Genomic DNA, 13,071 nt, shown 5'->3' with positions numbered 1-13,071 from the left:
TAAACACCACTTCCAGTAAGGTTCACTTGAATCAAGTCTATTTTTTTGATACTGTACAAAGGGAAGTATTCTCTATAAAAACCGCTCTTTTTATTTTCTTAATCATAACATATAGTGTCGTTTTATGTTCACATTTTTCGTGATAGGCGGAAAATTGTTCGTGATATAATCAATCTAGTTAATACTGTAATCATATTGGGGGTGTCCTTAACAAATGCATATTGTCGTGGTCGGTCTAAATTATAAAACTGCCCCCGTAGAAATCCGGGAACGGCTGACTTTTAGTGAAACCGATGTTGTGGATGCCATTAAAAAGCTCAACAACAAGAAAAGCATTTTGGAGAATGTGATTTTATCAACATGCAATCGCACGGAGATCTACGCAGTAGTCGATCAATTGCATACGGGCCGTTATTATATTAAGGAATTTCTGTCGGAATGGTTTGGAATGGATCAAACGGAATTTTCTCCATTTCTCTTCATATATGAAGATGACGGTGCTGTAGGGCATTTATTTAATGTTACATGCGGTTTAAATTCGATGGTGCTCGGGGAAACGCAAATTTTGGGACAGGTTCGAACTAGCTTTATGCTTGCCCAAGAGCAAAAAACCACCGGCACTGTATTTAATCACTTATTTAAGCAAGCCATCACTGTGGCAAAACGAGGCCATTCGGAAACAGAAATCGGCGCCAATGCCGTTTCTGTCAGCTATGCGGCTGTAGAATTGGCCAAGAAAATCTTTGGTTCTCTTGCCAATAAGCATGTGCTGATTTTTGGCGCAGGAAAAATGGGTGAACTGGCCGCTCAGAATTTGCACGGTAATGGGGTTAAAAAAGTCACGGTTATTAACCGGACATATGATAAAGCAAAACACCTTGCCGGCCGCTTTAATGGTGAGGCAAGAACGATTGAAGAATTGAACCAAGCCCTCGTCGATGCAGATATTCTCATCAGTTCCACAGGAGCAAAGGACTTCGTGATCACGAAAGAAACGATAGCGAAAGTTGAAAAACAGCGGAAAGGCAAGCCGTTGTTTATGGTCGATATCGCCGTGCCCCGTGACCTCGACCCAAGAATTGCCGATTTGGAAAATGTCTTCTTATATGACATTGATGATTTGGAAGGCATTGTCGAGGCAAACCTCCAGGAACGCAAGAAGGCTGCCGAAAAGATCATGCTCATGATTGAAAAGGAAGTTGTCGACTTCAAACAATGGCTCGGCATGCTTGGGGTTATTCCTGTTATTTCGGCGCTAAGGGAAAAAGCATTGGCAATCCAGGCTGAAACAATGGTCAGTTTGGAACGCAAGCTGCCGAATCTAACAGATCGTGATAAGAAAGTTTTAAATAAGCATACGAAGAGTATCATTAACCAGCTGTTAAAGGACCCAATCTTGCAAGCAAAAGAAATCGCTGCAAGACCAGATGCCGAACAGGCGATGGATTTGTTTATGAAGATTTTTAACATTGAAGAGCTGGCACAGGAACATCAAGTAAAAGCGGCTGAATCGACTAACAAAATACCGGTTCATCAACCGCAAGCTTCCTTTTAATCTAGGGGGCTCCCTGTTATGTTCAATGATTTAATAACAAGGCTACATGAATTTACAGTTGTTTTTTACGCCTTCAGTGTGTTGTTATATTTTTTCGACTTCATTCACCATAACCGGAAGGCAAACCGAGTTGCCTTCTGGTTACTTGCATTTGTATGGGTGTTGCAGACGGTTTTTCTCATTTCCTATATGTTACAAACGGGCAGATTCCCTGTACTGACAATTTTTGAGGGACTCTATTTTTATGCCTGGGTATTAGTAACATTGTCAATAGGAATAAATCACTTGCTGCGGGTAGATTTTATCGTCTTTTTTACCAATATTCTTGGCTTTACCGTCATGGCGATTCATACGTTTGCACCGATGGATACTCATTCCCATGTAATGGCCAAACAGCTGATATCGGAGCTTTTGTTAATTCACATCACAATGGCGATTTTGTCCTACGGGGCATTTTCACTTTCCTTTGTTTTTTCCCTTTTATACCTGTTCCAATATGACTTATTGAAACGGAAAAAATGGGGTCCAAGGTTGTTAAGGATTGCCGATTTGGAGAAACTTGAACGGCTGTCTTACATACTTGCTGTAGTCGGTGTACCGATGCTGCTATTGAGCTTAATTCTTGGCCTGCAGTGGGCGTTTTTAAAGCTCCCGGGAATGCCGTGGTACGATATCAAAATTATTGGTTCGTTTATCCTGCTGACAGCCTACAGCATTTATTTATATTTACGGACAGTGAGAAATCTGTCAGGAAAAAAACTCGCCATTTGGAATACAGCATCATTTTTGATTGTATTAATCAACTTTTTCTTATTTGGTCAATTATCAACATTTCATATTTGGTACTCATAGGAGGCAGTCATGCGAAAAATTATCGTAGGTTCCAGACGCAGCAAATTGGCGCTGACACAAACAAACTGGGTGATTGAACAGCTAAAAAAGCTGGATCCCCGTTTTGAATTTGAGGTAAAAGAAATCGTCACAAAAGGCGATAAAATATTGGATGTCACCCTTTCCAAGGTCGGCGGCAAAGGACTGTTTGTTAAAGAAATCGAGCAGGCCATGCTTGATAAAGAGATTGATATGGCGGTTCACAGCATGAAGGACATGCCAGCCGTACTTCCGGAAGGTCTTACAATCGGCTGCGTACCGTTCCGTGAAGATCACCGTGATGCCTTGATTTCCAAGGGGCATGTGAAATTGGCTGATTTAAAACCTGGTGCGATTATCGGCACTAGCAGTTTGCGCCGCAGCGCTCAATTGTTGGCGAAACGTCCTGATTTAGAAATTAAATGGATCCGCGGTAATGTGGATACAAGACTAGCCAAACTGGAAGGCGAAGAATATGACGCCATCATCTTGGCAGCGGCAGGTCTTTCCCGACTTGGCTGGGCTAGTGATGTTGTTACGGAGTTTTTGGATGCAGATATTTGTATTCCAGCTGTTGGCCAAGGGGCTTTATCGATTGAATGCCGTGAAGATGACCATGAACTGCTTGAGCTGTTTGAAAAATTCACCTGCAAGAAAACAGAACGTGCCGTTCGCGCAGAACGTGCCTTCCTGCAAAAAATGGAGGGCGGGTGCCAGGTGCCGATTGCGGGCTTTGCCTATGCGGAAGATAACGATGAGATTGTCTTGAATGTATTGGTGGCAAGACCTGAAGGAACAGAAATCTACCGTGAAGAGCTTCGCGGGCAAAATCCTGAAGAGCTTGGTATCAAAGCCGCAGATTTATTGATTGAAAAAGGAGCGAAGGATCTGATTGATCGTGTCAAGCTGGAGCTTGAAGATCATGCTTAAATCACCGCCTCTTCTTGATAAAAAGGTGCTTGTGCCACGAGGCAAAGGCCAAGCAGCCTCTTTCTCCCGGCTTGTCGCAAAGTATGGAGGGATTCCGGTGGAAATTCCTCTGATTGCATTCCGGCCGATTCAAAAAAACCAGCGCCTCTCCGAGTGTTTGGAGAAGCTGGGTACATATGATTGGATTATTTTTACCAGCAATGTTACGGTGGAGACGTTCTTTTCCTTTCTTGGAGTAGTCGGGCCGGATTTTCCTAAAATCGGCGTCATTGGGAAAAAGACGGCGAAGGTTTTGAACGAGCGCGGGTTTCCGGTTGACTTCGTTCCTTCCGCCTATGTGGCTGAGGTGTTTGTTGAGGAGTTCTTGCCTATTGTGAGTCCCGGGTCCCGAGTTTTAATTCCAAAAGGAAATCTCGCCCGGGAGTATATCGCTGATTCCTTGACGGAGGCTGGAGCTATCGTCGATGAAGTGGTCATTTATGAAACCTACATGCCGGAAGAGAGCCGGGCGAAGCTTGTGGGCATGCTTGGCGGCGGGGAGCTCGATATTTTAACGTTTACCAGCCCGTCAACCGTTGACCATTTTATGGAGGTAGTTTCGGCAAACGGATTGGAAACCCGACTAGAGCCGTGCATCATCGGCTGCATTGGGCCAATTACTGAAAATAGGCTTCGTGAATACGGACTGCCGGTGCATGCCGCTCCAGTAGAGTATACAGTTGAGGAAATGATTAAGAGTACGATTGCTTATCTTGAAAAAGGGTGAGTTTATATAGATAGATGGCTAGCGCAAGTTGGGTGGCGTTATCCGCAAGTTGAGTTGCGCTATCCGCAAGTTGGAAGGCGCTAACCGCAAGTTGGGTGGCGTTATCCGCAAGTTGAACTGGCTTCTGCAAGTTGGAATGAGCTATCCGCAAGTTGAGTTGCGTTATCCGCAAATTGGGTGGCGTTATCCGCAAGTTGAGTTGTGCTATCCGCAAGTTGAACTGGCTTCCGCAAGTTGAGTTGCGTTATCCGCAAATTGGGTGGCGCTATCCGCAAATTGGGTGACGCTATCCGCAAGTTGGGTGGCGTTATCCGCAAGTAAAAGTGGATTGCCACAGTTAACGAGTGTTATCCGACAGTAACCGTACCAAACGAGAGTAATCAAACCTCATCCGAGAGTAACACACAATGTGTCACGAGTTTCAAACTAATTTTGGAGGTTTTACATATGGATTTGCAATTTTCACGTCACCGCCGCCTGCGCTCAAGTGCAAGTATGCGTGCGTTAGTCAGAGAAAACCACCTCAAAGCTGAGGATTTCATTTACCCGTTATTTATATACGAAGGCAGCGACATCCGCAGAGAGGTATCCTCGATGCCAGGTGTTTACCAAGTTTCGCTCGATCACCTCCATGCGGAAATGGAAGATATCGCAGCGCATGGAATTAAGGCGGTATTATTGTTCGGCATTCCGGAAACGAAGGACGAATGCGGCGGGCAGGCGTACCATGATCATGGTATTGTCCAAGAAGCCACACGCTATATTAAACAACACTTCCCTGACATCCTTGTCGTAGCCGATACTTGCTTGTGTGAGTTTACAAGCCACGGCCATTGCGGTGTTGTCGAAGGGGAGAAGATTCTCAACGATCAGTCACTTGATTTGCTTGTTAGAACTGCCATCAGTCAAGCAAAAGCAGGAGCTGACATTATCGCCCCATCCAACATGATGGACGGCTTTGTTGCAGCCATTCGCGCGGGGCTTGATGAAGCTGGTTTTACCGAAATCCCTGTCATGTCCTATGCTGTTAAATACGCTTCAGCCTTCTACGGTCCATTCCGCGAAGCGGCTGAGGGTGCACCGAAATTTGGCGACCGCAAAACCTATCAAATGGACCCTGCTAACCGCATGGAAGCGTTCCGTGAAGCAGAGTCTGATGTGGCCGAAGGAGCAGATTTCTTAATCGTGAAGCCTGGTTTGCCATACCTTGATATTGTTCGTGATGTTAAAAATAACTTCAATTTACCGGTTGTTGTATACAACGTGAGTGGAGAATATGCCATGATTAAAGCGGCAGCGCAAAACGGCTGGTTGGACGAACGAGCTACTGTTCTTGAACTGTTACTTGGCATGAAGCGCGCCGGAGCTGACTTAATCATCACGTATCATGCAAAAGATGCTATTCGCTGGTTGAAGGAAGAGCAATAATATTTTTCGAAATGAGGGAAAAAGATGCGTTCATATACAAAATCGATTGAAGCATTTAAAGAAGCCCAAACATTAATGCCAGGCGGTGTAAATAGCCCAGTGCGTGCCTTTAAGTCCGTTAACATGGATCCAATTTTCATGGAACGTGGAAAAGGCTCAAAAATTTACGATATCGACGGCAATGAATATATTGACTACGTATTGTCTTGGGGGCCGCTGATTCTTGGTCACGCCAATGATCAGGTTGTCGAAGCGTTGAAAAAAACAGCTGAATCAGGGACCAGCTTCGGGGCACCGTCCTTGCTAGAAAATAAACTGGCCAAGCTTGTGCAAGACCGCGTACCTTCAATTGAAATTATCAGAATGGTTAACTCGGGAACAGAGGCAACCATGAGTGCGCTGCGTCTGGCGCGCGGCTACACCGGCCGAAACAAGATTTTAAAATTTGAAGGTTGCTACCACGGCCATGGTGATTCCTTGTTAATTAAAGCAGGTTCCGGCGTTGCCACACTTGGCTTGCCTGACAGCCCTGGTGTGCCTGAAGGCGTTGCTGCAAATACCATTACAGTGCAATATAATGACCTTGAAGGGGTAAAATTCGCATTTGAACAATTTGGCGATGATATCGCTTGTATTATTGTTGAACCGGTTGCCGGCAACATGGGACTTGTTCCACCGCTGCCAGGATTCCTCCAAGGACTGCGTGACATTACCACCGAATATGGCGCATTGCTTATTTTTGATGAAGTAATGACCGGCTTCCGCGTCGGTTATAATTGTGCTCAAGGCCATTTTGGTATCACACCTGATCTGACCTGTTTAGGAAAAGTAATCGGCGGCGGGCTTCCAGTAGGTGCATACGGCGGCCGTGCAGAAATCATGGAACGTATTGCGCCAAGCGGACCGATTTACCAAGCTGGTACACTATCAGGGAATCCGCTTGCGATGACGGCAGGTTATGAAACCTTAAGCCAATTAACACCTGAGCATTACAATGAGTTTATCCGCAAAGGCGACATGCTTGAAAAAGGCATCAAGGCTGCTGCGGAGAAATATGATGTACCGGTTACCTTTAACCGTGCTGGTTCAATGATTGGTTTCTTCTTTACCAAGGAAAATGTCATCAACTATGAAACAGCGAAGACATCAAATTTGGAGTTCTTTGCTGAGTATTACCGTCAAATGGCTGACCAAGGCGTGTTCCTGCCGCCATCTCAATTTGAGGGATTATTCCTCTCCACCGAGCACTCAGACGAGGATATTGTAAAGACAATTGGAGCAGTTGAGGTTGCTTTTTCAAAGCTTAAATAAAGGAATTCATTTGTCAAGGGGACATCACTGGTTTCATTATGGCCGGGGATGTCCCCTTGAGTTTTTATAAGCAGCCCAGCTGATAAATAGACGGAGGAATTCCGCTTAATTGGTAATTTCTATTAAAAAAGGCTTAAATAAACGGAGAGATTCCGCCTATTGACTCGAAAAACGTGAAAATGGGGTATTTTTCTTTGCATAGTCGGAAAACCTCCGCTTATTTTCCCCGAAATGAGCTCCATACTGGATATAACCGGAAAATCTCCGGTTATTTTTCTTTACTGGTTACCCGGTAAGGGACAAGCCATCTTAGTGGAGTAAGTTTTAATTGTTCGTTACATTGTAATGGAACCAGCTCCTCATACTAGAGGGGCTTTTTCTTTTTCATAGAATCTCGCTTTTTTATCATAAATAAAAAAATGGTTTCATAAAGTGTAAGTGACATAGTGATTTTGCGTAAAGGAAACGAAAGGAGGAGTCGCTTTGTCCCAGGAGAATCAATCGTACCTTAGATTTTCCGTGGAGGAGTCGTTGTGGTTTAGAAAAGGACAGGAAGTCGAGGAGCTTATCTCCATTTCCCTAGACCCCGATATTACCATCCAGGAAAACGATCAGTACGTCACTATACGCGGTTCGCTGGACCTATCGGGCGAATACAAAAGCCTACAGGACGAAAATGACCATCAAGGTGAAGGGGTAGCATCGCAAAAATTTGTGGAGAGAGTTGCCGAACGTGAGGAGGGGACGTGTGAATTTTCACATCGATTCCCAGTTGATATCACGATTCCGAACAATCGAATTCAAAGTGTTTATGATATTGATGTTCTCGTGGAATCGTTTGATTATTCCTTCCCTGAGCGCAGCTGCTTAAAGCTTTCCGCTGAACTGACGATTAGCGGATTATACGGGCCAGATAAGCAGCAAGAACCGGAACCGGAACTTGAGTTGGTCCACCGCTCAAATGAAGAAGGAGAGCCTGAGGAAATTTCGGTAAATCCGGCAGAGTTCCAAAGCAATTACCAGCCTAACTTCTTGTTTGAAACTGAAGCTAGAAAAGAAGAGGAAGAGCAGCCAAAGGCAGAATCGTTTCCTAAGTTCCCAACGTTCAACTATCAACCACCTGAGGATGAAGAAGATACTTACCAGCCCCAGTCGTGGCAGTTCCAGGAAAGCGACCAGCCTGCCAACCCACAGCCTTGGCAATTCCAGGAGTATAATGCTGAAGCCAATCAGCCAGCATGGGGTTATCAGGAAAGAAGCGAGGAGCATAAGGCTGTTAAAGTAGAGGTGGAGGAGGAAGTCGAGGTTAAACTGGAAACAGTTGATGTGGAATATGAAGAAAGCTCATCATCATCTTCACCAGAAGTGGAACATAAGAAAAAGAAGAAATTGTTTGGCGGAAAAAAGAAATCCATGACGCTGACAGAGTTTTTTGCCCGAAAAGATGAAGGCTCATCCCAATCCGTTTTAAAGGTATGCATTGTCCAAAAGGGCGATACGGTCGAAAGCCTTGCCGAGCGGTATGATGTGTCTGTTCAAAACCTGCTCCGTGTTAACAATCTTGATTTGAATCAGGATGTTTATGAAGGCCAAGTCCTATATGTGCCAAAAGCCCTTGCGAAAAAATAATGTAGTGCCAAGAGAATGAGCGGGTTTATTTTTAGACCTGCTCTCCTTCTTTTTTCAAACCTTATCCGGTAGTTAATATTTGTTTCTCCTTTTGAAAGAAGGTTGAGTTCTATGAATGACTCCAATCGCCTTGATACCCTGACACCCATACTAGATCACTATCAAGTCGAGCCTCACTTTGTTGAAGATTACGGCAGCATCCAAAAGATTTACTCAAACAAAGGCACCTTTGCTTTAAAAAAAATTGCCCCGACGACCGGGACGGATTTTATCCGGCATGTTCATTACCTTTATCAAAAGGGCTATAACCGCATCGTGCCGATTTATCCCACCATGGACGGCAGGTATGCTGTACTGCATGAAAATAATTTATATTATCTCATGCCTTGGATGTCAAACGACAGCAGGGGCAACCGCCAGGCACATCACCAACTGTTTCGTGAGCTGGCAAGACTGCACACCCTTTCTGCAAAAGAAATTACCATTAATAAAGAGGAACGCATAGAGCATTATGAAAAAACAATTCAGCAGCTCGATAAACATCAGGAATTCTTAGATGGTTTTATTGATGTTTGTGAAAAAAAGACCTACATGTCTCCATTCGAGTTGTTATATTGCCTATACTACAATGAAATCAACCTGGCACTCCGATTTTCAAAAACGAAATTTGAGGAGTGGTACGAGAAAACAAAAGATAACGAAAAAGCGCGAATGGTTGTTGTACACGGCAAAGTGGCGTCCGATCATTTTGTCTATGATGAGCGGGGCTACGGCTATTTTATCAATTTCGAAAATGCGAGCTACGGTTCGCCGATTCACGACCTGCTGCCATATGTATCGAGAGCATTAAATACCGGACCGAAACGAAATGATGACGTCATTGATTGGATTTATCATTACTATAAATATTTTCCGTTTAAGGATGACGAAAAACTATTGTTCTACAGCTATCTGGCCTATCCAACCCAGGTGATCCAAATCGTAGAAAAGTACTATCGAAAGAAGCGGCCGAGGAATGAGCTGAAATTAGTCCGTCAGCTCCAGCAACGTTACTTTCATCTGAAGAATATCGAGTATGTCGTTTCGAAAATGACGGAAATCGAAAATCAGCGGAAAGCAGCTGAACAGCAGGCAAAAGAAGGAGCCCAGTAGCAGATGTATTTAAACTGCTAAATGGGCTCCTTAAATGATTTCAAAATAAATCGAGATGGCAATAACGATAAAGAATGATAACAACAACACATCAAAAACAGTCGGCAAAAATATCGTCCTCAAGAATTGAAAAATAATAAACGGAATAATTAACTGTCCGCTCAATCTCCGAAACGTTCTGAACCAGGGACGGTATTTATACTTGTGGAAATTCTTCACCAACAAACCTCCCCATTTTATTTGTTGCATTTATTTTATGTATATTCGTAAATTGTGTGAATTCTCCAAAAATCTTACATAGTATAAAAATAAATAAATTTGGTTATGATGATTGACGTCAACCCCTTGTTTTGGGTAGTATAACTATATAATTTAAAATTAAGCTTTGACCGGGAAGAGTACGGTGCCAGCCGGCTTAAAGAGAGGGAAATCAGTAGCTGGAAGATTTCCTAAGCGGACCATCGGAATGTCGCCCAAGAGCTTCTTCTGCGAACGGATTCAAGAATCCTTGTAGTTGAAGACGGATCAAATCCGTTATCGATTTAAGTGCCAATCAGATTTTTGATTGGAAAAAAGGTGGTACCGCGAAGCAAACTCCATTCGTCCTTTTACGACGAATGGAGTTTTTTTATGTGCAGGGGCGGAGCGACGCACCTTATTTCGTTTCCTCAATAGGTTTCTGAAATTTCTAAGATAGTCGTTGCAACTTAATATTGTGTAGCTCTGCTCACACCGCCTTTATTAAGAACTTATGTTTAAGCATGTACAATAGGAGGGCAAAATCGGATGGAAACAAAAGAAATTACGATGCCGACCAAATACGACCCGCAAAGTATTGAAAAAGGGCGTTATGACTGGTGGCTGCAAGGAAAATTTTTCGAGGCAAAGGATGACGAGGGGAAACAACCGTACACCATCGTGATTCCGCCGCCAAACGTAACTGGGAAGCTGCATTTAGGCCATGCCTGGGACACTACACTTCAGGATATTATGACCCGCATGAAGCGAATGCAGGGTTATGATGTTCTTTGGCTGCCGGGAATGGACCATGCCGGGATTGCGACCCAGGCAAAGGTTGAAGAAAAACTTCGCAGCGAAGGCAAAAGCCGTTATGATCTTGGCCGTGAGAAATTTGTTGAGGAAACATGGAAGTGGAAGGAAGAATATGCCTCCCACATCCGCCAGCAGTGGTCCAAACTAGGTCTTGGCCTCGATTACTCTCGGGAGCGGTTCACTCTTGATGAGGGTCTTTCAAAGGCTGTTCGTGAAGTTTTCGTCACGCTTTATAAAAAAGGACTCATCTACCGCGGTGAGTATATCATTAACTGGGATCCATCAACAAAAACAGCACTTTCGGACATCGAGGTTATTTATAAAGATGTTCAAGGTGCGTTCTATCATATGAATTACCCGCTTGCCGACGGTTCAGGACATATTGAAGTCGCTACAACTCGTCCGGAAACAATGCTCGGCGATACAGCGGTTGCTGTTCATCCAGAAGATGATCGTTACAAGCATTTAATCGGAAAAACCGTAAAACTTCCGATTGTTGGCAGGGAAATCCCGATTGTTGCTGATGATTATGTCGATATGGAATTCGGCTCCGGGGCGGTTAAAATTACCCCAGCCCACGACCCGAACGACTTTGAACTAGGTAACCGACACAATCTGGAGCGTGTTCTTGTCATGAACGAGGACGGCACGATGAATGGTAACGCCGGTAAGTACCAAGGCTTAGATCGCTTCGAATGCCGTAAGCAAATTGTTAAAGATCTTCAAGAGCAAGGCGTTTTGTTTAAAATTGAAGAGCATCTTCATTCTGTTGGCCACTCTGAGCGCAGCGGTGCAGTTGTTGAGCCGTATCTTTCAACACAATGGTTTGTAAAAATGCAGCCACTCGCCGATGAAGCGATTGCCCTGCAAAGCAAGGAAAACAAAGTTCACTTTGTTCCGGATCGCTTCGAAAAGACATACCTGCATTGGATGGAAAATATCCGCGACTGGTGTATTTCAAGACAATTGTGGTGGGGACACCGGATACCAGCATGGTATCACAAGGAAACCGGTGAGGTTTATGTTGGTCATGAGGCGCCGACAGACATTGAAAACTGGGAACAGGACAAAGACGTGTTGGATACGTGGTTCAGTTCGGCACTATGGCCGTTCTCGACAATGGGCTGGCCTGATAAGGAAGCGGCTGATTTCAAACGCTACTTCCCAACTGATGTTCTTGTTACCGGGTACGATATCATTTTCTTCTGGGTATCAAGGATGATCTTCCAAAGCATTGAATTTACTGGCGAACGTCCGTTCAAGGATGTTCTCATCCACGGTCTCGTTCGTGACGAACAGGGAAGAAAAATGAGTAAATCGCTTGGAAACGGTGTTGACCCGATGGAGGTTATCGACAAATATGGTGCGGATGCCCTGAGATACTTCCTGTCTACCGGTTCATCACCTGGCCAGGACTTGCGCTATAGCACAGAAAAAGTGGAAGCAACCTGGAACTTTGCCAATAAAATCTGGAATGCTTCCCGTTTCGCGCTCATGAATATGAATGGCCTCACATATGAAGAAATTGATTTTAGCGGGGAAAAGTCAGTTGCTGATAAGTGGATTTTAACGCGTTTAAATGAAACGATTGAGCACGTGACAAAGCTTTCCGAGCGTTATGAATTTGGCGAGGTTGGCCGTGCGCTTTACAACTTCATCTGGGATGATTTCTGCGACTGGTATATTGAAATGGCGAAGCTGCCGCTTTATGGTGATGATGAAGCTGCTAAGAAAACAACCCGTTCGATTCTAGCTTATGTTCTGGATCAAACGATGCGCCTCCTGCATCCATTCATGCCATTTATCACCGAGGAAATTTGGCAAAACCTGCCGCATGCAGGTGAATCAATTACTGTAGCAAGCTGGCCAGCAGTTAACCCTGAGTTTACTAATGATGAAGCTGCCGAAGAAATGAAGCTTCTTGTGGAAATGATTCGTTCGGTTCGCAACATTCGTGCCGAGGTTAACACACCATTAAGCAAGAAAATTAAAATGCTTGTAAAAGCGAAGGATGAAAAAATTCTAAAGTCTGTCGAGAAAAACCGAAGTTATATTGAGCGCTTCTGTAATCCGGAAGAACTCCAAATGGATACAGACATTGTCATTCCTGACAAAGCGATGACAGCGGTTATTACCGGTTTGGAAATCATCCTTCCGCTCGAAGGTCTCATCAATATTGATGAAGAAATTGCCCGTCTTGAAAAAGAATGGGATAAACTAAACAAAGAAGTGGAAAGAGTTCAAAAGAAATTAAGCAACGAAGGCTTTATGAAAAAGGCGCCTGAAAACGTCGTGGCCGAAGAACGGGCCAAAGAGAGAGACTATCTCGAAAAGCGCGGCATCGTTGAAGCTCGAATTAAAGAATTAAAGGGATAAA

The 13,071-nt window shown here is 44.2% G+C and carries 10 protein-coding genes and 1 other annotated feature; of the genes, 9 read left to right on the top strand and 1 reads right to left on the bottom strand.

Going from position 1 to position 13,071, the window contains the following annotated elements; all coding sequences use genetic code 11:
* The first annotated feature begins 214 nt into the window (after window positions 1-214).
* From hemA to ysxE, 8 genes are all read left to right on the top strand, one after another.
* A complete protein-coding gene (gene hemA, locus M3234_RS10960) occupies window positions 215-1,555 on the top strand; it encodes a glutamyl-tRNA reductase (protein WP_262304748.1) in 1,341 nt (446 codons plus the stop codon).
* An 18-nt stretch (window positions 1,556-1,573) separates the two neighbouring features.
* On the top strand, window positions 1,574-2,407 hold the full coding sequence (locus M3234_RS10955; protein ID WP_262304747.1) for a cytochrome C assembly family protein: 834 nt from the start codon (window positions 1,574-1,576) through the stop codon (window positions 2,405-2,407).
* Between the two features lie 9 nt (window positions 2,408-2,416).
* Complete coding sequence (hemC, locus tag M3234_RS10950; protein WP_262304746.1) at window positions 2,417-3,355, top strand: hydroxymethylbilane synthase; 939 nt, start codon at window positions 2,417-2,419, stop codon at window positions 3,353-3,355.
* Window positions 3,348-4,121, top strand: a complete 774-nt coding sequence (locus tag M3234_RS10945) for a uroporphyrinogen-III synthase (protein WP_262304745.1) — start codon at window positions 3,348-3,350, stop codon at window positions 4,119-4,121. The genes hemC and M3234_RS10945 overlap by 8 nt, the downstream gene beginning before the upstream one ends.
* 447 nt (window positions 4,122-4,568) lie before the next feature.
* Complete coding sequence (gene hemB / locus M3234_RS10940) at window positions 4,569-5,549, top strand: porphobilinogen synthase (protein ID WP_262304744.1); 981 nt, start codon at window positions 4,569-4,571, stop codon at window positions 5,547-5,549.
* A 24-nt stretch (window positions 5,550-5,573) separates the two neighbouring features.
* The gene (gene hemL / locus M3234_RS10935; protein WP_262304743.1) at window positions 5,574-6,860 is read left to right on the top strand and encodes a glutamate-1-semialdehyde 2,1-aminomutase; all 1,287 of its coding nucleotides are present in this window, start codon (window positions 5,574-5,576) and stop codon (window positions 6,858-6,860) included.
* A gap of 483 nt (window positions 6,861-7,343) precedes the next feature.
* A complete protein-coding gene (spoVID, locus tag M3234_RS10930) occupies window positions 7,344-8,489 on the top strand; it encodes a stage VI sporulation protein D (protein ID WP_262304742.1) in 1,146 nt (381 codons plus the stop codon).
* Between the two features lie 111 nt (window positions 8,490-8,600).
* On the top strand, window positions 8,601-9,641 hold the full coding sequence (gene ysxE, locus M3234_RS10925; protein WP_262304741.1) for a spore coat protein YsxE: 1,041 nt from the start codon (window positions 8,601-8,603) through the stop codon (window positions 9,639-9,641).
* Between the two features lie 30 nt (window positions 9,642-9,671).
* On the opposite strand, the gene M3234_RS10920 is transcribed toward ysxE, so the two are convergent.
* Window positions 9,672-9,860 carry a hypothetical protein gene (locus tag M3234_RS10920; RefSeq protein ID WP_066311554.1) on the bottom strand — a complete coding sequence of 63 codons (189 nt, stop codon included), beginning with the start codon at window positions 9,858-9,860 and terminating at the stop codon, window positions 9,672-9,674.
* Window positions 9,861-10,017: 157 nt separating this feature from the next.
* Window positions 10,018-10,252 (top strand) — a binding site (T-box leader).
* Window positions 10,253-10,427: 175 nt separating this feature from the next.
* Here M3234_RS10920 and M3234_RS10915 point away from each other — a divergent pair.
* Window positions 10,428-13,070, top strand: a complete 2,643-nt coding sequence (locus tag M3234_RS10915) for a valine--tRNA ligase (protein ID WP_262304740.1) — start codon at window positions 10,428-10,430, stop codon at window positions 13,068-13,070.
* The last annotated feature ends 1 nt before the right edge of the window (window position 13,071 follow it).

Source organism: Neobacillus niacini (assembly GCF_023715785.1).
GTDB classification, from domain to species: domain Bacteria; phylum Bacillota; class Bacilli; order Bacillales; family Cytobacillaceae; genus Neobacillus; species Neobacillus niacini_E.
The sequence above is the reverse complement of the archived record's forward strand: the minus strand, read 5'-3'. Positions and strand labels throughout refer to the sequence as shown.

What these genes read in the sequence shown, in the direction of transcription:
- hemA (WP_262304748.1), top strand. Translation starts at nt 215, where the DNA reads ATGCATATTGTCGTGGTCGGTCTAAATTATAAAACTGCCCCCGTAGAA.
- M3234_RS10955 (WP_262304747.1), top strand. Translation starts at nt 1,574, where the DNA reads ATGTTCAATGATTTAATAACAAGGCTACATGAATTTACAGTTGTTTTT.
- hemC (WP_262304746.1), top strand. Translation starts at nt 2,417, where the DNA reads ATGCGAAAAATTATCGTAGGTTCCAGACGCAGCAAATTGGCGCTGACA.
- M3234_RS10945 (WP_262304745.1), top strand. Translation starts at nt 3,348, where the DNA reads ATGCTTAAATCACCGCCTCTTCTTGATAAAAAGGTGCTTGTGCCACGA.
- hemB (WP_262304744.1), top strand. Translation starts at nt 4,569, where the DNA reads ATGGATTTGCAATTTTCACGTCACCGCCGCCTGCGCTCAAGTGCAAGT.
- hemL (WP_262304743.1), top strand. Translation starts at nt 5,574, where the DNA reads ATGCGTTCATATACAAAATCGATTGAAGCATTTAAAGAAGCCCAAACA.
- ysxE (WP_262304741.1), top strand. Translation starts at nt 8,601, where the DNA reads ATGAATGACTCCAATCGCCTTGATACCCTGACACCCATACTAGATCAC.
- M3234_RS10915 (WP_262304740.1), top strand. Translation starts at nt 10,428, where the DNA reads ATGGAAACAAAAGAAATTACGATGCCGACCAAATACGACCCGCAAAGT.